Genomic DNA, 26,675 nt, shown 5'->3' on the forward strand with positions numbered 1-26,675 from the left:
TTATTCGTTAACTATTGAAATTGTCACTAACTTTTTCGGCACAGAGCAAATTAAGTGAGCCTGCGTCGCAACGAATGTTTAATTCGTCTGATTTGAAAGGCTCACCGTCAATAACATAATCGAAGGTTTTAGCTGATTTTATTTGCACTTTTTGGCAGCGTTGAACTTCAACCAGATCGCTATGCTGTCCATCCAGTAGACCACTGACCGTCAGCCCTGCGACGGCAGAAAATGAATTGTTGTCAGAGGCTTCTTCTTTAAACCAGGTTAAATCCAAAAGACCATCGCATATATCAGGATTTCCGGCACCTTGTGCTAAAACAGTTGATGGCGGAGCAGCATTGGCGACGACGAAACTTTGGGTGTTCACAGTAAATGCAGAGGCATCATCGATACAAACTTCGAAGGATTGTGGCATTGCCTGTACAGTCGCATCAAAAAAATGTTGTAGATAGGCCAACTGCCCTTTCTCGTCCTTAGCACCTCTGTCTGAGCGTATTATCATGTCAGCTTCAATACCCACAGCACAAACAAGCAACATGCGCTTGTCGTTGCATACCGCTGTATCAATCTGCTGACAAACTCCAGACAGAATAACGTCGCATGCCGTACTAATGGGTGCAAATTTACTGCCAGTGCCGAACACAACCATGCTCAACGCATTGGCTGTCCCCATCGGAATAATCCCCATTTTGCATTGGGACCCACACAGGACATCGGCAACTTCGGTGAGTGTGCCGTCACCCCCGCAAGCAATCAGGAGATCGTGTCCCTCCGAAACGGCTTTTTCTGCGAGGCTATTAGCGGTAATCGATTCTGTCGTTTCATATATCGTAATGTCGAAGTGGGTTTCTAGACGCTCTAATACATAAGTTTTTTCTTTTGCCCACTTTCCTCCTCCAGCGACTGGGTTCACTATCAGAGCAAGTTGATTATTCATGCGTAAACGACCTGCGTTTTTTACTTCACGCAACGCTGCTAGTTGACGCTTGTTTAACCTCGCTGTCGCCCGAATCGATTGAATTTGATTCATTGCATCGACCACAGATAATGTGTCGTCGCGAGACAACAAATAGGCGGCCGTCACTAGCACCGACCGACCCCGACCCAGTGCGCAATGAATGACAACTTTACCGTCGTTCTCAACTTGTTGGTCGATCCAAAATATCGCTTGTCTAAGCTGTTCTGTTGTCGGACTGGTATGATCAAGTACAGGAATATTCAAGTAATGCAAACCCGCATCCTGCGAGCTCCAATCCATCCCATCAAACTCTGCTGTGACATCCAAAATTGCCGTTACGCCGTAACTTTTGAGTAGGTCAATATCAGACGGAAATAAACGGCAGGCGAGAAAAATCTCATCGGTAATTTTTTGAACCGCAGGTACTTTGTCAGTTCTTCTAGCAAACGAATTGTATAAGGATGCGCCAAGTAAAAAAGGAATAAAAAACCATCTCACTGAGGAAGGAATACTGCCATCGGCTCGTTTCCTGAATATGTGGGGCTTGTTAACCAGGTAAGCAAAGGTTACAGCAAATACTGACAGAGCAATCCATCCAAAAACGATGGTTAGCAGCATATTATTTGAGTAAGCTGCCAATAAGGCAAATATAATACTGATTGCCAAATAATACTTTATCATCTTCATTGCTGTTGATTCCTATTAGATAAATTCGTGTTGAAGATGCGAACCCTGTGCCACCATGAACTTTGGGAAATCTGGACGACGTAACCCAAGTATTTTAAAGGTGCGCTAATTATTCAAACTTCTTCAAAATAAAAAGTTAGAACGTAATATTGATACTTTCTGATCAAACTAAAAAATGAATTGCGAAGGGGGTTGGTTTTCAAATCGAGGAATTTGAGCACATCTCGGGAATGCCTAAGTGCTTCTCTTATTCGATCAAACCAATCGCTCTCACAAATGCCAGAATCGCCACTTAAATTATTGATTTGTAGTTATTTATTTATCTAAATCAATTTTTTATGACACACACTGCCAACTAATCGACAAATGTATTGCCTATCTTTTCCCGAGGCAACTGTTCGTGTGTTTGGCATCGTAATTTTGTTTACCTCTTAGCGTTAAATGACCTGCTCCAATTAAACTTGCTGATAAATTCGCTCTCAGTCACTTATCGCTCTTAAAACAGAAGCATTTACTTGATACAAATCGTAAGAAAAAACGTATGTAGTGAATTGGTATGCATTAATGATGAGCGACTTTTGAAATTTTTATCCATCTTATGTAGATTTTACTCAAGGTCATCGCAGCAAAGAGCAGGGAGTGTGACAACATGGCTGAAAATGTAGACATCGAAGAGATTTGCTCGATAACTCGTAAGCCCCGAGGTCGCGGATTTGAGTACTTCGATAAAAATCGTCTTAAAATTCGCTCTAGGGGGTTTCTGCGTTACGTAAAGAATTTAGCTATTCCGCCAATGTGGCAAGACGTAGGTATCAGCACTGACCAACAATACCGGATACAGGCAATTGGTTACGACGTTAAAAAAAGAAAGCAATATATCTATCATCCTGATTGGGTGGCACAACAGCAAGCACAAAAGTTTGCAAAGTTACTCGACTTCTCACAAGCATTGCCTCACATGCGCGGGCTTATCTTGAAAAACTCAGAACAACCAACCTGGAATATAGAAAAAGTCGCCGCATTGGCAACAAGAATTTTAGATGAAACCGGGATAAGAATAGGTAACAAGCAGTATAGCCAGCAAAACGAAACTTTTGGTCTGACGACATTACGTCGAAAACATCTTAACTCCAGTGACGATTTCATTGAACTTGATTTTAAAGGTAAGCACGGTCAACGTCGTCGAGTAACCATTGAAGACACGCAGCTTGTTAGTTTAATTGAAAGTAGTGCGGAAAAACCTGGCTACTCACTTTTACGCTACAAAGAGTCAGGTAAATGGTATGACCTAACCAGTGACGAAGTGAATCAGTACATTCGCTCTATTTCTGGTGCAGACTTTACGAGTAAGGATTTTCGAACCTGGGCAGGCACTCGACTCGCGGTTGAGTATGCTGCAGAGTGTGAATACATCGTCAGCCAATATCCGCGAAAACGATTTAAGTCTACATTAGTCAAAAAAGTGGCTGGCGCACTGGGAAACACACCAGCAATTTGTGAGAAATATTATATTCATCCAAAGGTTTTAGAGTATTTGATTGCCATGCACAAAAAAGGACAATCGGTTGGCCCCTGTCCTCATGCAATTTCGAATACTAGTGAGCTGTCGGAATGTGAGCAGCTCGCACAAACAATGATTCAAGGTAACTCACCTCTTTCTTGATCATATATCGCCTACTGCAAAGAGCTAACGCTGTTAGGTTTAAGCTGTGTGATGGCTAACCCATTCACTAGTGTTAAAGAGGCTGTTATACCTGACTATCAATCCAGATCCTGCAACGGCCATAACGCAATATAGTCCTCAAATTGTTCCAAATCGACGTCTTTATCAAATACCGTTTTACCTCTTACTGACATACCGACTTTATGCATGCTGGACTTTTTACCTTTGTTGAGCAAAGGATGCCATGAGGGCAGCCCTCTTCCCTCTCGCAGTCGCCGGTAACTGCAACTGGGGGGCATATAATCGATATTGTCCAGATTAGCTTTAGTTAACGTGACACAGTCCGGCACAAGTTCACTGCGTTTTGCATATTGAGTGCATGAGCAGGTTTTTGTATTAAGCAAATTGCAGACAATGTTGGTGTAGTGTAATTCCTCAAATCCTGGGTTGTCGTTTTCATCCGCGTCTTCATCGATGAACTTATGTAAACAGCATTTTGCACAACCGTCGCACACTGACTCCCATTCCTTGCGAGTCATTTGCTCCAACGTTTTACTTTCCCAGAATTTATCATCTGTAGCCATGCTTATATGCCTTACACTACGCTTGTGGTTGTTTTAAAGTGATTATCTAAATCCAATGACAACTGATCGTTTGACTTTAGAGGCCCTACCCCTTTGGGTGTGCCAGTAAGGACAACATCCCCTGGGCGCAGAGTAAAAACATATGAGATGGCACTTAACAATTCTGGAATGCTCCACAACATCAATGTACAGTCACCAACCTGACGGACCTCTGAATTAACAGTTAACGAGAATGACAAATTGCTAATTGATTCGATTGACGAGCTTGGTACAAATCGGCTGACAGGGCATGATTGATCAAACGATTTGGCGCGCTCCCAAGGTAAACCTTTAGCTTTTAACTGACTTTGTAGGTCTCTCAGCGTCAAATCTAAGCCAAGCCCCACTCCCCAAACGGCGGCTTCGCAACTTTCTACGTCCGCATTTTTTAGGGTCTGAGCGATAAGTACTGCTATTTCCAGTTCATTGTGGCAAGTCCCAAGGCCAACAGGGATCTCAATCGGCTGAGACACATCACATAATGCATCTGATGGCTTCATAAATAACAAAGGCTGTTGTGGGGTTTCGTTATTCAACTCTTCAATATGGTCGGCATAGTTACGCCCAACGCACACGACTTTTCCAACAGGAAGGTCAATAGGACACCCACCTATATCATGATGCTGGTAATTCATCTAAGCACCTTTTTTTATCCGGTCGGCCAAATAGCTCACGGCGCTACCGAAATAGGTTGAGCGATTCCAACGCATCAGTGTGTGGAAATTGGAATAAACCAGATAGATTCGACCATGTTCATCGTCGGGCATAATGAGCGACGCCTGCAAATCGACGTTAGGTAAGTCTGAGCCATCAAAACGGCGAACCCCTAATGTTTGCCAAGCAGCTAATGACTGCATTTTACTTTTATTTAATCCTGCTAGCGATAGGTCAAAATTCTCTGGCAATCGAACTTGCCGCCCCCAGGTAATTTGATCGTTCCACCCTTCACGCGCTAAATAGTTCGCTATTGAGGCAAATACGTCGGCTGGGTTTGACCATATGTCTTTTTTACCGTCTTTGTCATAATCCTCGGCGTAGGTTAAGAATGACGTAGGCATAAATTGGCTTTGACCCATGGCACCCGCCCATGAGCCAACAAACTTATCTTGTGAGATATGCCCTTCATTTAAAATTTGTAACGCTGCAAACAGCTGTTTCTTAAAAAACGCTTCACGGCGCCCTTCATAAGCCAAGGTTGAAAGGGCTGAAACAATCGAATAGTTCCCTTGAATTTTTCCAAAGTTGCTCTCGTTACCCCACAAGGCAACAATAAAGCGTGGCTGAACTCCGTAGGTTTTACCGATTTCCTCCAGTAAAGGCTGATGAGTGTTATATAGCTCTACGGCCTGCTTCACTTTCCAGTCAGGAACGCGAGTTTTCAAGTATTTATCCAGGGTAATTTTAAATTCCGGCTGATTTTTATCGGCTTTAATCGCACGTTTATAAAACGTTACATCGGTAAACGCCTGCTGTAGGAATGCATCACTAAACTCTAGGGCTTTCGCTTCATGCTTGAGTGATTCAACATAGGCTTCAAAACTCGGTTTAGCGTCTTGTGCTGCGATTTGTAGCGCAAAGACACATCCAAAAAATATGCTTACTAATTTAACCATTGTTCTCAATGTAAATAACTCTCAATTGTTGTTTTGATTTTGCTGACGATGTTGTTTTAACAGATCTTCAGGCGGTGGTGGAAGCTGCAAATAAAACCCTTTTAGTTCAAGTTCATCGATCAGTTTTTGCTTGTCAACAACACCTAACTTCTCTCGTTTTGTCAAAGGTAGCGTCATGACAAACTTAGGAACGCCGAAGGTGTCCAGTAATGCTTTAGGTACGGGGGAAAAATCACCTTTACCTTTTACATACAAATAGGTATCGAGTTTCTTTGGACTTTTATAGACGTAAACTAGCATCGTTTAGTTCCTCTAATTCCCTGGATAACGAGACAAAATTTGCTCGACCCCGTCTTGTAGCACCGTTGCTCGCCAGCCAATTATGAGATCTGGCATTAAACCCATCGCACTGAGCTCGTCTTGAAGCTTCCAGTGCCATTTTAAAAGCTGCTGAATTTGTTTCTTCGACCCCAACACTTCTACTGGTATCGCCAATTCTGCAGCTTTTTGTTGGCAGTAGGCTCGGATTTCTGCGGCGACCTTTTTAAAACCTTTTTGTTCCATCAAGCGATCAATGGGCTGTGGATAGACTTCTTCTGGCGCATGCTGTGCTTCTTCAACAATACTCAACAAGGCTTCACCATGGATACGCGCCTCCTGAGGTGACATGCCGTCAATAGCAAACAATGCACCTTTGTGTGTAGGTTGTAGTCTGGCGATTTCAACTAGGTTAGATTCTCTCACAACAAAATTTAGTGCCAGGTCACGGGCGCGTGCTTGCTCTAATCGCCACTTTGCCAATAATTTAAGAACGTAAAGGGCTTTGGGTTCCAGCTTCCAATTATTTTTAAAACCCAGATAAGCGAGTTCCGCTGGCGGAGCAATAGTTTTTTTCTTGGCCAACTGAGCCATTTCATGAAATATCCACTCTGTTCTATCCAATTCATCGGTTTGTTTTTTTAACGTTGAATAAACTTGATGAAGATACAACACATCGTTTGCAGCATAATGTAACTGCTGCTTTGTCAAAGGTCTGGCGATCCAATCAGTCCTTGATTCGCCTTTGTCCACCTTGATTTCTAGCATTTTGTCAATCAACGCTGCATAGCCTAATGTCGCGCCCATGTTCAATAAACAGGCGGCAAATTGCGTGTCGTAGATGGGCGCAGGGATGACTGCTAGGCTCTGCCAAAATGTTTCCAAATCTTCTGAGCATGAATGTAATACTTTTATCACTGAAGGATTTGTTAGCAAATCAACAAGCGGTGAAAAATTTTCGATGGATAGTGGGTCTACAAGCACTAGATCCTCACCATCGTATAACTGTATAAGCCCAAGTTTTGGATATAGTGTGCGTGTGCGAACAAATTCTGTGTCAACGGCAACTGCGGCTGCGTTCTGAGCTTTAGTGCAAAATGACGCAAGCGCCTGATCAGAAGTGATGAGTGTGTATTGCATAAATCCCTAAATACGAAGAATTAAAAAAACCGACTTACGCCGGTTTTTTAAATATAATAGCGGACGAATTATCAGCTCGATTTAACCACGTAACTCTTTACGCAGTATCTTACCAACATTTGTCTTGGGAAGCTCGTCTCTAAACTCAACAAATTTTGGTACTTTGTACCCGGTCAAGTGTTGGCGACAATGGTTAATCAGGTCTTTTTCGCTCAAGGATTCAGATTTCCTGACAGCAAATAACTTCACGGCTTCGCCTGACGCTTCGTTAGGTACCCCAATCGCTGCAACTTCCACCACATCGTCATGCATCGCTGCAACCTCTTCCACTTCGTTAGGGAATACGTTGAATCCAGATACCAAAATCATATCTTTCTTGCGATCAACAATGTAGAAATAACCTTGTTCGTCAACGGTTGCTATGTCACCTGTTGCCAACCAACCATCATGAATAATTTCGTCTGTGGCTTCAGGACGATTAAGGTACCCTTTCATGACCTGAGGACCTTTCACGTACATTTCTCCAGGTTCACCGGGTTCTACCTCATTACCATCATCATCACACAATTTGATGTCTGTTGAGGAAACCGGCATACCGATGGAACCTTTGTAGCTTTCAAGCTGCGGAGGGTTGACCGTTACAACAGGGCTACATTCGGTTAAACCATAGCCTTCGAGCAATACTTTACCTGTAACTTTTTCCCATTTTTCGGCTACGGGGCGCTGAACTGCCATGCCACCACCTAGGGCAAACTTGAAGTTGGTAAAATCAAGCTCTGAAAAACCAGGCGTGTTTAACAGGCCATTGAATAACGTATTCACGCCGGTTAAAACAGTAAACGGATGACTTGCCATTTCTTTAACAAACCCAGCCATATCGCGAGGGTTGGTAATCAGCAAACTTGGGCAACCAAACTTCACAAAGGTTAGGCAATTACCTTGCAACGCAAATATATGATAAAGGGGTAAAGCGGTAACAACCAATTCTTTGCCCGGTTCAATCACCGTTTCCAGTATTGTTGAAACTTGTTCTAAATTGGCAACCATGTTTCGATGAGTCAGCATCGCGCCTTTGGACACCCCTGTTGTGCCACCGGTGTATTGCAAGAATGCAATATCATCTGACGTGATTTCAGGTCTGGTGTAGGTGAGGCCAGCGCCTTGTTTCAGCGCACCGATAAAGGATTCAGCATTAGCAATATCGAAATCTGGCACCATCTTTTTAATGTGTTTGACGGCAAAATTCATCAACCATCGTTTGGGTGCAGGTAGCATATCGGCAATCTGTGTTAACAGTACTTTCTTAACAGGTGTGTCTTTTACGACTTCAGCTAAAGTACATGCAAAGTTTTCGATGATAACGATAGCTTTAGCATTGGAATCATTTAGCTGATGCTTCAGTTCGCGAGTGGTATACAAGGGGTTTACATTCACTACCGACATTCCAGCTCTAAGAATACCAAACATGGCAACAGGATATTGAATGATGTTGGGCATCATGATCGCAACCGGGTCGCCTTTTTGCAGTCCGGCATCTTGCAAATATGCAGCGAATTGCGTGGATAAACGGTCAAGTTCCGCAAACTTGATGCTATGTCCCATGTTAATAAAAGACGTATTCTCAGCATATTTTTTCACGGATTGTTCAAAGATGTCTACGATAGAAGAGTAGTGATCAGGGTCTATTTCGGCGGGTACCCTAGGGTCGTAATGTTCTAACCAGATTTTTTCCACTTTACCTCCAAGGGCTTTTTATTTTTTTAAAGCAAATACCTTTGCCAACAATCGCTTAGGACTATGCTCCGTTGTTATTAGTATGTTAACCAAAGCCGACCCAAAGTAAAACCATCAAGTTATTTATTGTAGTTCAAATTCACTCAATTTGAGGTGCGCTTTGCAAAAACTGTAAAATGTGTAAAGCGATTTCCTGAGGATTGTCCATGTGAAGGTGATGCCCTCCTTTACAGGTCACATGTTGTAAGTTTTCCACCCAATTAAATCTTTCTTTCACTTTGTCGCGCATCATTTCATACCCTTTGTCTCCCATAATTGCCAATGTGGGGCATTGAATATTGCGCATAAAGTGCTGCGCCTGATCGTCGGTGACTCGTAAAGAGGAGATGGTGCGCAAGCGTCGATCGGTACGAAAACGTAAGGCTCCATCTTGTTCGTAGATATTGCGATTGACCAACAATTCAGCGGCTTCAATACTCAAATCACCAGCCTTGGCCCGAGCCTTTACAACGGTGTCAAAGTTTTCTGGATGCTTAGCCTCCCGAGCTGCAAGCTTAAGACGGCTTTCGATAGATTCACGCATTTGTGTTGGGCTGCTTTGTGCAGTTTTGGTTAAGGGGCCAAAAGATTCAATCGTAATATAGTGACTAACAAATTCAGGAAAACTGCTGGTATACATAGATCCAACAATGCCCCCCATAGAGTGACCTAACAATATAAAATTCTCATAGCCTTGGGTTACAACCAACTCATGAAGATCGTGCACAAAGTCTATTTGATGATAATGTGCATCGGGACTGCGATGGCTTGACAAACCATGACCAATGAAATCGATTGCGACCAAATGATAGTCTTTTAAGTATTTGGCTAAAGGTAAAAAGCTTGCAGCGTTATCAAGCCAACCATGAAGCGCAATGATGAGAGGTTTACCCTGATTTCCGTTAGTGAGTCCAGAAATGTGTAAGTTAGAGAGCGAAAAACGCACGTCGTGCATTAAAAAATCCTTAGTGCTTGGTGCATTTTTTGGCGTTACAAAACGAAAAATGCGGCAATGTATTGCCGCATTTTAACCATGTTATTGCCGGAGCCGGAAATTTTCTGCCGTGATGTATGGCTATTTCAATTGCTGATATTGCGTTATACCAATCCACATAAAGAAGTGGTATTAATACTCTTTTAATGAGCCACCATCATTTCCAGATGAAGACCGAGGTGCTCCAGCGCCACTTCCAGTGCTACTGCGTGAAGACGATCCAGAGGAAGTTCCACTTGCACCACTTTGACGATGACTACCACGTATTATCACCCGCTGGTGAAATGGGCCATGATGCAACCCCCATCCCCAGTATGAGTGATATGGCCAAAAGTGAATAGTGCTGACTTCAACACGTTCGATGTTTTTCCAGAGATGGTAGCCCTGAGACTTTACCGTAGGAAAAACGTACTCATGCTCACCAATCGTGCCGGGTTCGGTCCCCACGACACTTCCCAAAAATGTAATAGAGCGCCCCTGCTCAATAACCATAGGATCTAAAAAGCCATCAACATAGACGCGAAAACGCCCCATACTTTGATCTGAGACTAAAGGCCTACCGGAGGATCTGAGGGGGTAATGAACCACTTCAACCATGGTTGCTTCCGGCAGATTCTCTACTTTTGCAATAACACCGCCCCAACGCACCGTTTTTTCTTGGTTACCTGCAGGATCAGCACTGACCTGTTGATAATTAGATAGCGGTACATTCTCAGCAACCTGAATACTTTCTGGCACATTGGCACAACCTGTCATCACCAGCGTGATAGAGATTAAGACTAATCTTGCGAACATAGGTATCCTTTTTAACTGCTTGTAGCGCTGAACCTACCATAAAAGTAGATTGTTACAACTGAATATAGGCTGAATGTATTTATCTAGACCGTGAAATTAAAAATTTAGTTCCGCTAATGATCACTGACAAGCAATACTAAACGTAAGTATCGACGCCCAACAATGATTGAATTTCTGCCCGTTGTTGTAAAGTGGCAAACGACTGGTAAGTGTCAATGGCTTGACGTGCACGAGGGTTAGTTTGTTCAGCCGTAGCTTGAGATTCTTGGCGAAAACGCTCGGCCTGGGCAAATGCTTCGGGATTGTTTTGGCGCACCACCACCTGTTGGCGCGGCAATTCAGTGCTGCGACGCTGATTTTGCTGCTCCCTTGCCTCCGCTTGTCTTTGCGGCTCAGGTGCAGTTGGTGCAATCGTTAGCTGATTTTGCGCAGCAACGAGTGACGACTCAATCTCCAATTAACTCCCCCAAATATCTTTACCATGTTGCTCTTTTTATATCGGCTCAATGTCGACTAATAAGATTAAAATCTTTTGTGTCAACCCGGAAGTTTTGCAAAATTCGTGCAAACATCTCTTACCCGTCAGATTTTTTGTCGGGTCTGCGGCCGGCTACCACCCAGATAAAATACAATAAAATTGCATCAGCAACAGCGTGTGCGCCAATGTGCAGGTGCCAATCACCGGTATCTAGCCGGTCGATAATCGATGCAAATACCTCTGGAGAAATTTCTGTAGGTATTTGGTAAGAAGCAAGCATCAAGACCGAAACAATATCGTGCATCGCTGAAGTGGTGCGGTAGAGTCCGGACACATTAAAAATAATAAAAAGACAGACTCCTATCAGGACCGCCAAGCGCTTGGATTCAGACCACTGATTGTCCCTAGACAAAATCCAGCCGATCACTGCTGAAAAGCCCGCCACGTAAAACTGCCAAAAGGTGACAATTTCACTGTTTAACTTGTAAGCAATATCCAGATCATTCATGGCCGTGCTCTTTTGAGTCTGCAAACACTGTTCAACTGTTTATAGCTGTATAATCGCTTTCGCTCAACTAAGCCTTCTGTAAGGGCCTTTGAACATGAATTTACCGACCGGGTAATTTCTGCCAAGTCACCTTATCTCGTAGATAAACAGGTTGAATGTTCTCAACATCTGTCGCCTGTCCGGCGTTAAAGGCCTGTCTTGCTATGTTTAACATACTTACTGCATCGGGATACAAGATCTGTGGTTCACCCAGTTTTTCAATCCAAGCACTGAGTTGTGGGTAGGCCTGCCAACCTGTACCCGCTAATATTTTTGTGTCCGAGGCAACTTGTTTCGCCGCATCTTTTGGTGCCAAGACTTGCTCTTCGCCAATTAGCTCGGCAACCCCATTGTTGTTGCGGAATTGAGCAAAGTACACTTCTTCCATTCGCGCATCAATTGCTACCGCAATTGTTAATTCTGAGCGATTTTGTGAATCAATCGCTTGTTGTGCCATTGCAGCCAAGGTTGAGACGCCAACTACGGGCAAATCAGCACCTAACGCTAACCCTTGAATGATGCCTGTAGCAATGCGCACGCCGGTAAAACTGCCTGGTCCACGACCAAAGGCTAAACAATCTAACTGTTTAACACTTAGTTCGGAGGATTGGAGAATGGCGTCCACCATAGGCAGCAGTTTTTGGCTATGTTGCTGTGGACATATTTCAAACTGGCTTTCAATCTTGTTGTCGAAAAGCAATGCTGCAGAGCAAGCCTCTGTAGCGGTATCAATGGCAAGTATTTTCATTAACCTTCACTTTACTCATCTAAATTATTCTTGCAGTTCGGTTAAAAAAGCTAATGCTTGATTTAAATCCCGAGTGCGTTTCATGGGTGGCAAACTGGCCAGAAAGATTTTGGCATAATCTTTGGTGATTAATCGATTATCACATATCACCAACACCCCTTTATCCGTCTCATCCCTAATAAGTCTTCCTGCGCCTTGCTTTAACGATATCACGGCTTGGGGAATTTGGATCTGCGCAAAGGGATTGGCCCCCGATTTGCGACAATCTTCGATCCGCGCCTGTAACAAGGGGTCATCCGGCGCAGCGAAAGGCAGCTTGTCTATCATTACGCACGTTAAGTCATCGCCTCGAACATCGACGCCTTCCCAAAACGCCCCTGTCCCTAGCAAAACAGCCTTTTTGTTGTTGACATATTCTTCTAGCAACGCTCGTTTAGATGTGGTGCCTTGCACCAGGATTGGGTTACTTATCCGATCTTCTAGCTTGTGCGCGATTTCCTTAAGCATTGCGTGAGAAGTAAAAAGTAGGAAGCATCTTCCATTACTCGCTTCAATCAATTTTATGGCAACTTCCAGTAAGGTGTTTTTCATATCCCAACTACTGGGTTCTGGTAGATAGCGCGGTACACACAAGATGGCTTGCTGGTCATAGTCAAAAGGACTATCCAGCGCTAGCGTGTTCGCACCATCCAATCCCATTAAGCGCTGGAAATGACTAAATCCACCATCAACCATTAAGGTCGCAGAAGTGAATACCCAACTTCGTTCTACCTCTTCAATAAAGCTTGCAAAACGTTTGGCAATGCTAAGTGGTGTCAAATGCAAAATGATATGTTTAGGTGTGGTTTCGTACCATAGACTGACGCCAGTTTGGTTAATATCAGTTAGTACCTTGAGTTTGTCCCGAGCTTGAGTGACCCGCTCAAATAAAGAATCAATTTCCTTCTCTCGTCCAAGATGCAGTTTTATGACTTCGTAAAGGAGATTCAAAGATTCATCCAACTTGCTCATTTGTGCTTGGATCTCGGGGCGATTAAGCATTTTTCGCCAGTTACCTTTTTCTGGATCGTAAGGAAACAGAATGCGCAAATCCGCTGCGATCAAGCGACACTTTTCGGCAACTTTAACCAGTTGATCTGCGTCTTTTAACACTGTTCGTTTTACTACTTCAATATCGCGCGCTAAATCATGGATCTGACGACTTGAAAGCGCTTCGCCAAAATATTCACTGGCAATATCTGGGATCTGATGCGCTTCATCAAACACTACTACATCAGCTTCAGGTATGAGTTCGCCAAAACCTGTATCTTTGAGCGCCATATCAGCAAAAAACAAATGGTGATTAACCACAACAATATCTGCCTCTAGCGCTTTGTTACGGGCTTTAACCAAATAACAATCTTCGTAGTCCGGGCAATCTCGCCCCAGGCAGTTTTCTACATTAGACGTGACCAGCGGCAAAACCCTGGCATCCTCAGCGAGCGTTTTAAGTTCACCGATATCACCGGTTTTGGTTGTGCTCGACCATTGCCTGACTGCTGTTAGCTCGTTTAATGTTTGTTTTTCTAATAACGTACTGTTGCCACTATGCTGACCCATTCGGTGCAAACACAGGTAGTTGGACCGGCCTTTTAATAAAGCGGCTTGTCGGTTACTTGCTAAGGCTTTTTTAAGTAGCGGTAAGTCTCGGTGGAAAAGCTGCTCTTGTAGATTTTTGGTACCCGTAGAGATGATCGCTTTTTGATTGCTCACCATAACGGGGGCAAGATAAGCAAAGGTTTTTCCTGTGCCAGTTCCTGCTTCAACAATTAGTTGAGACTTACCTTTGATAGTCTTTTCAATCGCTTGAGACATTTCCAACTGCGCTTGACGAGGGCTAAACCCCTCGATCGCCGCTGACAGTAGCCCTTTTTCTTTAAAAAGTTCTGACACATCAGACATCTAAAACACCTTGATGAGGGTATAGTTTACCCATTCGTTGGATTAACTCCTTGATTAATGAATGATGTAACTTGGTAAGCGTTCGCCAGTATGCCAAAAATCTTGCGAACTGTTAACTCGCATAACACTATGATATGACTGTTTTTTAAGCATTTAGTCTTAAAGCACTTGTTGAGAGTAGGTGATTTAATCTAAGGTAGATCCATATTCAAAATAAAAGCAACAAATTGAGTACATAATGTTTACACAGTTTAAGACCCTCTTGTCACAGAGAGCCATTGTCGATATTGTTGTGACAGACTTCGGAACCTCAAAAGCTGGAAAAAATAGTGAACCTGATATGGAAGTTGTGTATCAAATGCTTTTAAAAAATTATCCGTCTAAATCATGAACAATAATCAAACTACGCTAGTGTTTCAAACAGGAAAAGCGCGGCCTTCTTCCGTAATACTTTTATTTGTGATCCTATCAATTTCCTGGCTGTTGTGGTCTGGATTATATAAACCCTTACTTATTAGCTTGGGTATATTTTCGTGCTTATTGAGCGTTTACCTGGCCTACCGAATGGGCTTTTTCAAACATCATAAAGCTTTGCTGCGACTGATGCCTAGATTGCCGGGTTATTGGATGTGGTTACTCAAAGAGATAGTGGTATCCAGTATTGATGTTGCCAAATTAATCTTGAATCCATCTTTACCCATCAGTCCCAAGGTAGTCAAACTAAAAGCATTACCCAAAACGGACGTCGGACAGGTGATTTTGGGGAATTCGATTACGTTGTCGCCAGGCACCGTAACATTGGATGTTTATGAAGGTGAGATAACCGTGCATTGTATTACCAGCGAAGGTGCTAAAGAACTCGAAAAAGGTGAAGCAAATCGCAGAGCCGCCGCCTTGGAGCGCCGATAACCATGTATATTGTTGTGTCGATTGCGATTTTGGCAACCATGGTTTTAGCCTTAACGAGGGCACTTATGGGCCCAAGTGTTTACGATAGAGTTTTAGCTGCTAACGTTTTTGGAACCAAGACCGTGATGTTGTTATCGGTCACTGCATTTCTTTATGGTCGACCCGATTTTCTGGACTTAGCGTTGGCCTATGCCCTAGTGAATATGGTTGGCATATTAGCAGTGCTTGAGTTTTTCCAAAAACGTTCGAGGCGAAAAGCGGAGCTTGAAGATGATTGATATTCTAATAGATGTCTTCAGTTGGGTATTACTGATCCTAGGTGGCGTTTGTGTTTTAATCGGCGGTATCGGTGGTTTACGCCTACCTAATTTTTATACAAGAATTCACGCTGCCAGCTTAACGGATACAATGGGCGCAATCTTGATTTTTGTGGGTATGATGCTGCAATCGGGGCTAACGCTGGCGACGTTAAAGTTGTTTGCAATCATGCTATTTTTGCTGCTAACCGGCCCCACTGCGACCTACGCTTTAGCAAATGCGGCACTGCTTTCGGGTTTAAAGCCGGATACTGGCAGTAACCATGATGAAGTCGAAAAAGAGGAACCAGCAGAATGATTTTTGTTTTTGCGATTTTTCTTCTGAGTCTATTGGTCATCACTTCCATCGCCATCGTGCGCACGACTAACTTGTTTGTTGCAGTGATGTTGACGTCTATCTTTAGTTTTTTGATGGCCGCAAACTTTTTTATACTGGATGCGGCCGATGTCGCCTTAACTGAGGCTGCGGTCGGAGCCGGCGTGACAACAGTAATATTTCTTTGCGCCTTGGCATTGACCGGTGAGCGTGAAAAGCCACGGATAAATGGGCGAAAAACAGCCCGTGTCGCTGTCGCCATCCTTGCGTCGCTGATGATTTATGCCACCTTTGATAAGCCGCGCTTAGGCGACCCTGACGCCCCCGTTCACCAACACATCGCACCTTGGTACATAGAAAAAACGACCGAACATATGGATTTTCCTAATGTTGTGACGGCCATATTAAGCAGTTTCCGTGGATACGACACCTTAGGCGAAGTCTTTGTAGTGTTTGCCGCGTGTATCGGTGTGTTATTTATTTTGGGCGTACCGCCTCCTGCCCAAAAACGTCTCAACAAAGTGGTAGAACAAAATAAAGGGCTGCGGCATCACCTCATTCCCCAAGTTGTGGGGAGGCTAGTAATCCCTTTTATCGTGCTTTTTGGTCTGTATACACAATTCCATGGGGAATATGGCCCTGGTGGAGGATTTCAAGCAGGGGCAATTATTGCTACAGGTATTATCCTTTATGCCTTGCTTGAGGGAGAAAACAAAGCATTGCAAGCGGTTCCTCGCTCAGTGCTGTTAGGCATGGTTATAGGTGGTGCACTGCTTTTTGGTAGTGTTGGCGTGATATGTATGTTTATGGGTGGTAACTTTTTGGAATATTCCGTTTTATCAGCCGATCCTATTTGGGGACAGCAGTTGGGTATCCTGGTCATTGAAGCAGGTGTAGGTATGGCGGTATGTGGTGCGCTTTTATCCATATTTCATGCTTTTGCAGCGCGTGAGAATGTGTCATGAAGTTGCTGGAGTTATTGGGATATTTTAATTACTGGGTGTTCGCTATCGTTCTGATGGTGGGGTTGTATGCCGTGATTAGCAAAGCTAATTTGATCAAAAAATTAATTGGGCTTTCCATCTTCCAGTCTGCGGTTTTTTTGATGTACATCACCATGGACAAAGTGGAAGGCGGTACCGCGCCTATCATTCAAAAGGGCGTTGAAAATCAGATATTTTCCAACCCATTACCGCAGGTGTTAATACTGACAGCTATTGTTGTAGGCGTGTCAACGCTTGCGTTGGGTTTAGCCATGGTGGTGCGTATCAAAGAAAGTTACGGCACTATTGAAGAGAACGAAATATTGGACGCTGACTAACGATTATGGATTTAATAGCACACCTTCCTGCGCTTCAAGTAGTAATTCCAATGTTATCCGCTCCACTAATGGTGTTGTTGCAACCACGAGGGTTAGCATGGGCCGGAGCCACAGTCGTTGCGCTAGTGAGCTTCGCAATGGCCGCCACTTTGGCAATTGGCGTATTAAATGGATTGACACCTCAATACTTTATGGGGGGATGGCCTGCTCCGTTTGGAATAGCACTATCAGTTGACGCCTTCAGCGCAGTCCTGCTTTTGATAGTGACAGGTGCCAGCGCCGGCGCACTTCTTGCTGCCAAACCCAGTGTTGATCAACAGGTTGAAGAAGAGCGTCAACCACTGTTTTATGCCGCTTGGATGCTCGCCATGGCAGGGCTAATTGGTATTGTCGTTGCGGCAGACGCCTTTAATATTTTTGTGTTTATGGAAATATCTTCGTTGGCGAGTTACATCTTAATTGCAGGTGGACCGGATAGAAGAGCACTGCCTGCTGTTTTCAAATACCTCACTATGGGAACCATTGGCGCGACGTTTTATCTCATCGGTGTGGGCCTGATTTATATGATGACGGGCACGCTCAATATAGAGGATATGCAAAATAGGATTGGTGATGTAACCGACATCAATCCAATTTTAGTCGCGGCCGGTTTTATTACGATTGGACTAGCGCTCAAAGCAGCTGTGTTTCCATTGCATGTATGGGTTCCGAATGCCTACACCCATGCCCCTCACATGGTTACCGTATTTCTTGCAGCCTGTGCAACTAAGGTTTCGCTATATGTATTGATTAAATTTGACTATCTGGTTTTTCAATCCAGATTGGTCGACCATGACATGCAATTTGCACTATTCCTGATGCCGATGGCCATTTTAGGGATCTTAATCGCCTCTGCGGTGGCGATGTTTGAGGGGCATTTGAAAAGACTTCTCGCTTCATCATCTATTGCGCAGATTGGTTACATTTTACTTTGTGCCAGCTTTATCAGCACCCTAGGGTTGAGCGCCAGCGTAGTGCATTTGTTTAATCACGCCTTAGCGAAAGGCGGGTTATTTTTAGCTGTAGCGTGTCTGGCCTATCATTATCGCGATTTACGCTTAGACCAATTAGGCGGTGCGTCAACTAAAATGCCTTGGACATGTGCAACCGTGGTAATTTGTGGTTTGAGCCTGATTGGCATTCCCGGCACTGCAGGATTCATTAGCAAGTGGCTGCTCATCAGTGCCTCTTTGCAAATTGGCCCATGGGGTTGGTTTTTAGTGGCTATTATTTTGCTTAGTTCATTGATGGCTGTTGCTTATGTTTGGCGCATCATTGAGGCCCTTTATTTTAAAGCGCCTGTTGAGGGAGTAGGCCCACAGTCAGAAGCTCCGATACAATTATTGGCTGTCACTATGTTGGTTGCTGCGTTGAACCTATATTTTGGCTTCTTTCCTCAGGTTCCGCTTGAGCTTGCCACTGAAGCTGCGGGAATGTTGCTGGAGGGTGCGCAATGATCGCTGAAAACGCCATATTAACCGCGATAGTTGTACCATTACTCGGCGCCCTGTTGATTGCCTTAGGCGGACGCTTTGGGCCAAACATTCGTGAAGCGGTAACAGCAATTACTTCGATTTCCCTGATATTTGTAGTTTGGGGGATGCTACCCGCGTTAATTGCCGGAGAGCGGCCAGCCGTTGAAGTGTCTCAAGTATTACCTGGGCTGAGTATTGCATTTAAAGTTGAGCCCTTGGGTATGTTGTTCGCAGCCTTGGCGTCTGGACTATGGTTGATAAATTCAATTTATTCCGTCGGCTACATGCGCGGGAATAAAGAGAAAAACCAAACGCGCTTTTACACCTGTTTTGCCCTTGCTTTGAGCGCTACGATGGGCGTCGCGTTTGCAGGCAACTTATTTACTTTGTTCTTATTCTACGAGTTGTTAACGCTTTCAACCTATCCTCTGGTTTCTCACAAAGGCGACGAAGCCACTGTAAAATCCGCCAGGATCTACCTAGGTGTTCTGCTGAGTACGTCTATCGGCTTATTCTTGCCAGCGATTATTTGGACCTACACTGCAGCGGGTACGGGTGATTTTGTCAGTGGAGGCATTCTCGCAGGAAAACTCAGTGATACGTCAGTTGGCTTGCTACTAGGGTTATTTGTATTTGGTATCGGTAAGGCCGCTGTGATGCCCGTACACAAATGGTTACCTGCAGCCATGGTCGCCCCCACACCGGTCAGTGCATTGTTACACGCGGTAGCGGTAGTTAAAGCTGGCGTCTTTGCCATCACAAAAATTATTGTTTATATCTTTGGTGTTGACTTTTTATTCGATTCACCAAATTCAGGCTGGTTGTTATACGTAGCTGCATTCACCATTATCACCGCGAGTGTGGTTGCTTTGCGGCAAACCAATATAAAACGCTTGTTAGCCTATTCTACTATTGCACAATTGTCTTACGTTGTGATGGCAGCCGCGATACTTAAACCTCTGGCAGAAGTCGGCGCGGCTATTCACATGGTGGCTCATGCTTTTGGGAAAATCACACTGTTTTTCGCAGCTGGGGCAATTTACGTGGCCGCTAAGAAAACAGAAGTGCATCAATTGCGTGGTATCGGTCGAAGAATGCCGTGGACGATGACAGCATTTACAATTGGCGCTCTAAGCATGATCGGTGTTCCACCTACCGCAGGCTTTGTATCTAAGTGGTACATTCTGGCTGGTGCATTTGAAGCCAACAATCTCGTTGCTGTATTTACCATTATCGCGAGTACTGTGCTCAATGCTGCGTATTTTCTACCACTCATTTATATGGCTTGGTTTGAGAAAGAACAAGAGGGTGCTAAAGAACACGGTGAAGCGCCATTTATGGCTGTTTTTGCCCTGTGCGTCACAGCTTTATTAACCCTGGCCTTCTTCTTATTCAACGGACCGGTCATTGAATTAGAAAGCCAAGTAGTTAAGGGGCTGAATTGATCATGAATGAAGAAGAAAAACAACTACATTGGCTAGTAAGGCCCTCGACAATTCGCAAACTCTGGATTGGTTCCAGCATTATTTTGGCATTGACCGTATTGACACAAACAGTGATATACGTAAAAGGATACTTCGGCGTTGATGCGTGGTTTGGATTTGGTGCGGTTTATGGATTTGTCAGCTGTTTACTGATGGTGCTAGTGGCAAAATTACTTGGGTTTTTCTTAAAACGTCCTGAAAACTATTACGATGAATCAGAACAACCGGTTAACAACCAAAACTCAAAAAGTGCTTTAGAGGAAGACAACAATGCCATATGAAATGTTGTCTCCTGCCCTTATTCTTCTTATCGCTGCTGCGTTAATCGGCTTGGTTAAAGGTCATGCTAGAACAGCAGTCATTTTAATCGCTCCTCTGATTACCTTGTGGGCCATATGGCAAGTGCCAGACGGTGTACAAGGAACAGTAAAGTTTCTTTCTTATCACGTTGAGCCAGTTGAGGGCAGTCCCTTAAGGCGATTGTTTGCAACGGTATTCGCGATCATGGTGTTTGTAGGTGGCCTGTACGCATTTCGGATCGCGCGTTGGTACGAACTTGCTGCCGCTTATGCGTATGCAGCGGGTGCTATTGGCGTTTGTTTCGCTGGTGATCTGATCACACTCTTTTTGTATTGGGAGTTGATGGCTCTGTTCTCTACGATTGTTGTTTGGTGTGGCGGTACACCGGGTGCGCGTACTGCTGGTATCAGATATGCCATTATGCATTTAATGGGCGGTGTCATACTGAAAGTCGGTATTGAGGGTGTTGTTATCGGTACGGGCTCAATTCAAATTCAAGCAATGTTGGCGACAGATTTTAGTACATGGATGATACTAATTGGTATTTTAATAAACGCTGCAGCCCCCCCAGTGTCTGCCTGGTTATCGGATGCCTATCCAGAATCCAGTGCAACCGGGTCGGTCTTTTTATCAGCGTTTACCACAAAAACAGCCGTACTGGCTTTAATCTTATTATTCCCTGGAGAACCGGTTTTAATTGGCTTGGGCCTCTTTATGGTGATGTACGGTATTATTTATGCGCTACTGGAAAACGATGTGCGGCGAATACTGGCATATTCCATTGTTAACCAGGTGGGATTCATGGTGGTTGCCGTAGGTATAGGGACAGAAATGGCGTTAAATGGCGCCACTGCACATGCCTTTGCCCATATTGTTTATAAAGCCTTGTTGTTTATGAGTGCGGGCGTGGTGATTTACCGCACTGGCAAAAACAAATGTATCGAGTTGGGTGGGTTGTTTCGTACCATGCCAATAACCGCAACGTGCGGTATTATTGGCGCTTTAGCGATTTCCAGCTTCCCATTAACGTCGGGATTTACCACTAAAAGTATGATCTCTCAGGCAGCTGTAGACAGCAATTTGATGTGGGTTTATCTTGGCTTAACCGCAGCATCTGCGGGGGTATTTTTGCATGCAGGAATTAAATTCCCTTGGTTTGTATTTTTTCAAAAAGATTCCGGTTTGAGGCCCAAAGATGCTCCATGGAATATGGGGTTAGCCATGGCCATTTTTGCTGGTTTGTGTATTTTACTCGGTGTATTCCCTGAATTGTTATACGGTTTACTGCCTTATGCCGTTGATTATGAACCTTACACTGCTGGTAAAGTGTTGTTTTACTTGCAGCTCTTATTGTTCTCTGGCCTCGCGTTTTTTGTCCTTCTGCCGTTGATGAAGCGCACCATGACCATTAGTCTGGATACAGATTGGTTGTGGCGTCGACTGGCGTTTTCTATATTGAAGATTATTGAAAATGGCTTTAGCTCGTTAAACGCTGTCATAGAACGGCAAAGAATTCGCTCACAGCACTTTTTGCACGGTATTGCCGTGCGTTACCTTGGCCAACCGCATACTGCGGATAGTAAAGAAAGAGGCATATTTGCACGATCTTGGCGAGTGGGTAGCACTGCTTTGTGGATAGCGATTTTGTTATCTGCTTATGTATTACTCTACTACTTGTAAATACAATACGAGTTTATTATTCGAAAACGAGGGTTTATCTCTAACCCTCGTATAACTTTATTTAGGTTCGGGTAGTAGCCAACGTTGCACTCTTTTGTTTAAGGCGTATTTATCTAGTCAGATTTACTACCCTCTGTCTCACCATTTTTTGGCAAATCCAATATTAGTGTCTTCAATTAGAGACGAAAAATCACCATTCATGTGCAATCCCTAATAAGAATATAGAATATCCTATTGTTTTTACTAAAATTTTTAACTTTGGCCCAATAATAGCATTATCAGATTTACTATCGTTGTGTTTAATTTGATAGCAAAAGGAGAACTCTATGATGATTTGGCTAACGATTTCTATTTTCGCAGTTATGTTCACCACCCTACTAGCGAAAATTAAAGGCATCTCTTTTGCACAATTAGTTATGTCTTGGACAGTTAACACTATATGCTACCTAGGCGTATTTACGTTTGTGACATTGACGTTTACCCAAGCGCTTAAGAAAGAACTGCTACACTAACAACAATATTGAAACTAAGGGAATCACCATGAAATTTAAACACCTAACACTAGCCTCACTAATTGCCGCAGGATTATTAATGACTGGCTGCACAGATGCACAAAAAGACTCTGCTGAAGAAACAAAAGAAGCAGCCGCTGCTAAGCTAGACGAAATGGCCGAAGCAACTGAAGACAAAGCTGAGGATCTGGTCGATGCGATGGAAGAAAAATCGGCTGACATGGCCGATGCCATTGAAGATAAGACAGAAGACATGTCTGATGCCATAGCAGACAAAACATCCGAGCTAAAAGATGCTGCAGAAGAAAAGTCTGCTGACATGAAAGATGCCAGTGCGCAAAAACTTAAAGAAGCCTGCATCGAGCTGAAAAAGAAAACTGGCGGTGACGAATCTGAGTGTTAACAGACATCGACTGTCTTTAATTTGATACACTAAAAATCAGTCAAATTCTGATATCCGGAGCCAACCAAACTATTTGGTTGGCTTCTTTTTCATCGGCAGAACATTTACAAAATGTGCCTGGGCACTATGCTCCGATAAGCCATGTCTTTTGTAAAAAAACAATATGACACCTGCGTGACTGCGACCATCGTCTACTAGATTTCATATTCACTTTAAGAGTTCATTCTCAATTCAAGTCCGACTCGAGTCATCTCTGCTTACAAAATTCCCTGATTAATTCGTCGGTATTCCCCTACTAACAAGTCATACTAACGGTTCGTACCAATTTCTAGTTCCGTCGAAGAATAAAGCCTGATGTAGATCTGCAAGCTTGCATTGGGGCATTTTCCTTTTTTTCTTTTTTCCTTTTCCATTTATCCGTTTTCCCGGTAAGAAAATACTATGACCCGACCCAATGAGTGCCTTCAAACCCACGCGCCAAAAGTACTAAATTTTCCTGACGATATGTCTCACCCTGAATCTTCAATTCCCTGGGCGCTGAGTATGTTTGCCAACAATATTGTTGAAGCAGATATGCAGTATCGAGATACTTCAACTGCATCTGAAAAATCATCGCTGCTGTATTTCGACCAAGAAGATTCTGCTAGTTTCGAAAAATTTCGACAGCGCATTGTTGATGGCAAACCCGTTCACGGCAGTCTACCGTTAATCGATTTTTGCGCAGGCGATGGCACAGTGCGAGATAATGCCTCTTGGGCCTGGCAGATATACGATACCCATTTCCACAATAGACTAACCCAATGTCACAGGTTTGGCAGTTACGTGCGATCAACTTTGTGGATGAGTTGCGGTGAACATGTTTACGATGCCCATTGCGATCCATTTGATGGTTTTTTATTCCATATGGCTGGGCGCAAACGTGTAACCGTGTGGCCTTTACCGGAAAAACATACTCATGATGTCATTTTCAATCATGCTGATTTTGAAGGGCGAATGGCGTCTGAACCTATGGTGTTTGATTTAGAACCAGGTCAAATTTTATTTATTCCTACAGGAGCCATGCATGAGGTGGTTTCTCTGGGTGAGGAGGCCTCTGTCTCGGTAAGCTTCCATATGGGTTCGCCATTTCCAATGCATATCTTGTGCATGCAATTAAACAAAATGCTGCAAGGCGGAGATGTGTCGCTTCCAGATCACATGACATCAATTAACAAATTCAAAATGTACTTTTTTGAGCCGACACGCTTCCTTAAACAAAAGACTGAAGCAGAAGGATCCATGCCAAAAGAGCTAAGTAACGCGCTAAAAGCCGTTCTAGGCACAAACAATGTTCAACCCTCGACGATGGATACGCTTCTCGGCTCCTGGTGGCAAATCGCCGCAACGCATCAACTTTATCAAGGGCCCTACCCTGAGAGACTGGCTGAATATGTTGAGTGAGGCTGAATGAGCATTCTAAAAATTTTATTGGGCTAAAAATTGACGGGAAGGTAAACTAGGCGAGTTCATACGATTTTAAGGGACTAAAGCATTTCAAATGAATACGTTTGTAGTAACCAGTATTAACTTAACCTGTCTAATATTGTTTTCATTTCTAGTTGGCAGAGCCGCCGAAGCCAGCGAGATACCAGTTGAGGCTTTTAGTCGACTTCCTTACATCGAATCACCTGCTATTTCTCCAGACGGAACGAAAATCGCCTTCATTCAAAATATTCAAGACCCTGAACTCACACTTTTGATGGTTGCGGATTTTAATACTGGCTTACTTACGAGACTATTACAAACAGACAATCTTGTTGGCAAAGTAAGGTGGTTCAAATGGGCAAATAACCAAACCATTATACTCGGCGCTAACTTCATCCGTCACAAGGCAACTGTCAAAGTAAAACATAGTCAATTGTTAGCAATAGATATTGGCAAGGAAAAAGTCGAGCAAAGAAGACTTATAAACAATACGACAATACCAAACAGGCAACATTTTTCTCAATTTGAAGACACGGTAATCGACCTATTACCTGATGATCCCGAGCATATTCTAATTAGTCTGGACGCGCGAACGGCGAACTTGCCAAGCGTTTTTAAACTCAATATCTACACTTCAAAAGCTAGAAAAGTTGAAAACAGAAAATTAAAAATCAGGCATTGGATGACCGACCAGCAGGGCCATGTCAGGCTAGGACAATCAATCGATTATGATAGTGGTGAATATCAGATTTTTGTGCGCCAAGGTGATGATTCTAAATGGATAAGTCTATTTAAATTTAATGGACTTGAGGACCCTCCTGTTACCCCACTTGGTTTCGCAAAAAACCCTAACGAGTTGTTCTACACTAAATACAAAAATGATAAGAAAGCGCTTTTTAAAGTCGACCTAAGTACCAATACGCACCAACTCGTTTTTGCAGATAAGGACTATGATGCAGATGGATCACTCATCTATTCTAAGCATTCTCAGGAGGTGATAGGCCTAACGCATATAACTGGAAATATATATTGGGATGAACAACGCAAAAACCTACAGCACCGACTAGATTCTGCACGACCAGAATATACCAATAGGCTGGTCGATTTCAGCGAAGATGAATACGTTTATATTTTTTACAGTGAAAACGGTCATACACCGGGCTCTTATTACTTGGCGAACAGGCGAACGGGCAAAGTTACTCATATTCTTTCGCAATACCCTGAGTTGAGACAGACTAAACTACCCGAACATAAACGTGTTGAATATTACGCATCTGACAAGACAAAAATTGAAGGTTATTTAACCTTACCTATAAACACAAAGCAGCCTGTCGCAACAATATTATTTCCTCATGGAGGCCCTGGTGTCCGTGACACTAGCGGGTTCGATTACTGGACTTCGTTTTTTGTGAGCCGGGGCTATGCTGTATTTCGCCCAAATTTCAGAGGCTCGAAAGGCTACGGATATCAGTTTGCCCAGAGCCAAAAGAGAAATTGGGGATTAGTTTTGCAGGATGATTTAACCGATGCCGCCAATTGGTTAGTGGCTGAGAAAATAGCCGATCCTGAGCGCATGTGTATTGTTGGGGCAAGCTACGGCGGCTATGCAGCAGCAATGGCCGCGGTAAAAACACCAGATTTGTTTAAGTGTGCAATTAGCTTTGCAGGGGTCAGCGATTTAAAGAGTTTAGTGTTTAAGAGTCGCTACTACGTCAATCGAAAATTTGTCGAAAACCAGATAGGTGAAGATGCCGATGATTTGATAAAACGCTCACCTCTTTTTCAAGCGGAAAAGATCAACATTCCGATTTTATTAATTCACGGAGCCAAAGACACAGTTGTGAATGTTAGGCAAAGCCAGAATCTTGAAGAAAAATTGAGAGACCTAGGTAAACCTGTGCAATATATTGAATTGGAAAACGGTGATCATTATTTGTCCATCCAACATAATCGGCACGACGCTTTTAAAGCTATGAACAACTTCTTAAAACAACACCTAAATGATGCAGATTAACGGTCGATAATTAAATCGTTTTGATAGCAATCAATGCATTTAATCGCCTATCGATGCTCTTTGGCCTGAAAGTCACTATTATTTTAGATTCGATAAAGTAATGTATATTGAATATATGAAACGTTATAAGTGAACCTGCAGCGTTATGCTGAACTCACAA

26 protein-coding genes and 1 pseudogene are annotated in these 26,675 nt (G+C 43.5%); 14 read left to right on the forward strand and 13 right to left on the reverse strand.

All coding sequences use genetic code 11. The annotated features are described in order from the left end of the window. Window positions 1-7 precede the first annotated feature (7 nt). On the reverse strand, window positions 8-1,648 hold the full coding sequence (locus FM019_RS17800) for a diacylglycerol kinase family protein (RefSeq protein ID WP_143837322.1): 1,641 nt from the start codon (window positions 1,646-1,648) through the stop codon (window positions 8-10). A 649-nt stretch (window positions 1,649-2,297) separates the two neighbouring features. Here FM019_RS17800 and FM019_RS17805 point away from each other — a divergent pair. Then, a pseudogene (locus tag FM019_RS17805) lies at window positions 2,298-3,173 on the forward strand (DNA topoisomerase IB); the annotation flags it as partial. A gap of 236 nt (window positions 3,174-3,409) precedes the next feature. Here FM019_RS17805 and FM019_RS17810 read toward each other — a convergent pair. The 12 genes from FM019_RS17810 to FM019_RS17865 all read right to left on the reverse strand — a co-directional run bounded on the left by FM019_RS17810 (window position 3,410) and on the right by FM019_RS17865 (window position 14,281). After that, a complete protein-coding gene (locus tag FM019_RS17810; RefSeq protein WP_143837324.1) occupies window positions 3,410-3,895 on the reverse strand; it encodes a YcgN family cysteine cluster protein in 486 nt (161 codons plus the stop codon). Between the two features lie 11 nt (window positions 3,896-3,906). Continuing rightward, window positions 3,907-4,569 (reverse strand): fumarylacetoacetate hydrolase family protein, encoded by a 663-nt coding sequence (locus tag FM019_RS17815; RefSeq protein WP_143837325.1) that lies wholly within the window; start codon window positions 4,567-4,569, stop codon window positions 3,907-3,909. Further along, window positions 4,570-5,547: a lytic transglycosylase domain-containing protein gene (locus FM019_RS17820; RefSeq protein WP_143837326.1), complete on the reverse strand. Its 978-nt coding sequence runs from the start codon at window positions 5,545-5,547 to the stop codon at window positions 4,570-4,572. 21 nt (window positions 5,548-5,568) lie between these two features. Then, the gene (locus FM019_RS17825) at window positions 5,569-5,847 is read right to left on the reverse strand and encodes a YcgL domain-containing protein (RefSeq protein WP_143837327.1); all 279 of its coding nucleotides are present in this window, start codon (window positions 5,845-5,847) and stop codon (window positions 5,569-5,571) included. A 12-nt stretch (window positions 5,848-5,859) separates the two neighbouring features. Then, window positions 5,860-7,005, reverse strand: a complete 1,146-nt coding sequence (gene rnd / locus FM019_RS17830; protein WP_143837328.1) for a ribonuclease D — start codon at window positions 7,003-7,005, stop codon at window positions 5,860-5,862. Between the two features lie 81 nt (window positions 7,006-7,086). After that, window positions 7,087-8,739 carry a long-chain-fatty-acid--CoA ligase FadD gene (fadD, locus tag FM019_RS17835; protein WP_143837329.1) on the reverse strand — a complete coding sequence of 551 codons (1,653 nt, stop codon included), beginning with the start codon at window positions 8,737-8,739 and terminating at the stop codon, window positions 7,087-7,089. Between the two features lie 139 nt (window positions 8,740-8,878). Next, on the reverse strand, window positions 8,879-9,733 hold the full coding sequence (locus tag FM019_RS17840) for an alpha/beta fold hydrolase (RefSeq protein WP_143837330.1): 855 nt from the start codon (window positions 9,731-9,733) through the stop codon (window positions 8,879-8,881). Window positions 9,734-9,904: 171 nt separating this feature from the next. After that, entirely contained in the window at window positions 9,905-10,567 is a 663-nt protein-coding gene (locus tag FM019_RS17845; RefSeq protein WP_143837331.1) for a Slp family lipoprotein, read from the reverse strand. A gap of 136 nt (window positions 10,568-10,703) precedes the next feature. After that, window positions 10,704-11,024, reverse strand: coding sequence for a hypothetical protein (locus FM019_RS17850; protein WP_143837332.1), 321 nt, complete (start codon window positions 11,022-11,024; stop codon window positions 10,704-10,706). A 118-nt stretch (window positions 11,025-11,142) separates the two neighbouring features. Next, complete coding sequence (locus FM019_RS17855) at window positions 11,143-11,553, reverse strand: hypothetical protein (protein ID WP_143837333.1); 411 nt, start codon at window positions 11,551-11,553, stop codon at window positions 11,143-11,145. A 100-nt stretch (window positions 11,554-11,653) separates the two neighbouring features. Further along, window positions 11,654-12,340, reverse strand: coding sequence for a tRNA (adenosine(37)-N6)-threonylcarbamoyltransferase complex dimerization subunit type 1 TsaB (gene tsaB, locus FM019_RS17860; protein ID WP_143837334.1), 687 nt, complete (start codon window positions 12,338-12,340; stop codon window positions 11,654-11,656). Window positions 12,341-12,364: 24 nt separating this feature from the next. Next, window positions 12,365-14,281 carry an ATP-dependent DNA helicase gene (locus FM019_RS17865; RefSeq protein ID WP_143837335.1) on the reverse strand — a complete coding sequence of 639 codons (1,917 nt, stop codon included), beginning with the start codon at window positions 14,279-14,281 and terminating at the stop codon, window positions 12,365-12,367. Between the two features lie 387 nt (window positions 14,282-14,668). Here FM019_RS17865 and FM019_RS17870 point away from each other — a divergent pair, with 387 nt between their 5' ends. The 13 genes from FM019_RS17870 (at window position 14,669) to FM019_RS17930 (ending at window position 26,515) form a co-directional block, all read left to right on the forward strand. Next, entirely contained in the window at window positions 14,669-15,190 is a 522-nt protein-coding gene (locus FM019_RS17870) for a Na+/H+ antiporter subunit E (protein WP_143837336.1), read from the forward strand. Window positions 15,191-15,192: 2 nt separating this feature from the next. Continuing rightward, window positions 15,193-15,468, forward strand: coding sequence for a monovalent cation/H+ antiporter complex subunit F (locus FM019_RS17875; RefSeq protein ID WP_260681662.1), 276 nt, complete (start codon window positions 15,193-15,195; stop codon window positions 15,466-15,468). Next, a complete protein-coding gene (gene mnhG, locus FM019_RS17880) occupies window positions 15,461-15,805 on the forward strand; it encodes a monovalent cation/H(+) antiporter subunit G (protein ID WP_143837337.1) in 345 nt (114 codons plus the stop codon). The genes FM019_RS17875 and mnhG overlap by 8 nt, the downstream gene beginning before the upstream one ends. Continuing rightward, window positions 15,802-16,788: a DUF4040 domain-containing protein gene (locus FM019_RS17885; protein ID WP_143837338.1), complete on the forward strand. Its 987-nt coding sequence runs from the start codon at window positions 15,802-15,804 to the stop codon at window positions 16,786-16,788. The genes mnhG and FM019_RS17885 overlap by 4 nt, the downstream gene beginning before the upstream one ends. Then, window positions 16,785-17,144, forward strand: a complete 360-nt coding sequence (locus tag FM019_RS17890; RefSeq protein WP_143837339.1) for a cation:proton antiporter subunit C — start codon at window positions 16,785-16,787, stop codon at window positions 17,142-17,144. Before FM019_RS17885 ends, FM019_RS17890 begins: the two co-directional genes overlap by 4 nt. 5 nt (window positions 17,145-17,149) lie before the next feature. Continuing rightward, window positions 17,150-18,640 (forward strand): monovalent cation/H+ antiporter subunit D family protein, encoded by a 1,491-nt coding sequence (locus FM019_RS17895; RefSeq protein ID WP_143837340.1) that lies wholly within the window; start codon window positions 17,150-17,152, stop codon window positions 18,638-18,640. Further along, window positions 18,637-20,103 (forward strand): monovalent cation/H+ antiporter subunit D family protein, encoded by a 1,467-nt coding sequence (locus tag FM019_RS17900; RefSeq protein WP_143837341.1) that lies wholly within the window; start codon window positions 18,637-18,639, stop codon window positions 20,101-20,103. Before FM019_RS17895 ends, FM019_RS17900 begins: the two co-directional genes overlap by 4 nt. Window positions 20,104-20,105: 2 nt before the next feature. Further along, a complete protein-coding gene (locus FM019_RS17905; RefSeq protein ID WP_143837342.1) occupies window positions 20,106-20,423 on the forward strand; it encodes a hypothetical protein in 318 nt (105 codons plus the stop codon). Next, the gene (locus FM019_RS17910) at window positions 20,413-22,122 is read left to right on the forward strand and encodes a Na(+)/H(+) antiporter subunit D (RefSeq protein WP_143837343.1); all 1,710 of its coding nucleotides are present in this window, start codon (window positions 20,413-20,415) and stop codon (window positions 22,120-22,122) included. The genes FM019_RS17905 and FM019_RS17910 overlap by 11 nt, the downstream gene beginning before the upstream one ends. A gap of 326 nt (window positions 22,123-22,448) precedes the next feature. Then, a complete protein-coding gene (locus FM019_RS17915) occupies window positions 22,449-22,634 on the forward strand; it encodes a hypothetical protein (RefSeq protein ID WP_143837344.1) in 186 nt (61 codons plus the stop codon). 28 nt (window positions 22,635-22,662) lie between these two features. Beyond that, window positions 22,663-23,037: a hypothetical protein gene (locus FM019_RS17920; RefSeq protein WP_143837345.1), complete on the forward strand. Its 375-nt coding sequence runs from the start codon at window positions 22,663-22,665 to the stop codon at window positions 23,035-23,037. Window positions 23,038-23,478: 441 nt separating this feature from the next. Next, the gene (locus FM019_RS17925) at window positions 23,479-24,477 is read left to right on the forward strand and encodes a JmjC domain-containing protein (RefSeq protein ID WP_143837346.1); all 999 of its coding nucleotides are present in this window, start codon (window positions 23,479-23,481) and stop codon (window positions 24,475-24,477) included. 97 nt (window positions 24,478-24,574) lie between these two features. Beyond that, window positions 24,575-26,515, forward strand: coding sequence for an alpha/beta hydrolase family protein (locus tag FM019_RS17930; RefSeq protein ID WP_143837347.1), 1,941 nt, complete (start codon window positions 24,575-24,577; stop codon window positions 26,513-26,515). Window positions 26,516-26,675: the final 160 nt, after the last annotated feature.

Source organism: Aliiglaciecola sp. M165 (assembly GCF_007197995.1).
In the GTDB taxonomy this organism is placed as follows: domain Bacteria; phylum Pseudomonadota; class Gammaproteobacteria; order Enterobacterales; family Alteromonadaceae; genus Aliiglaciecola.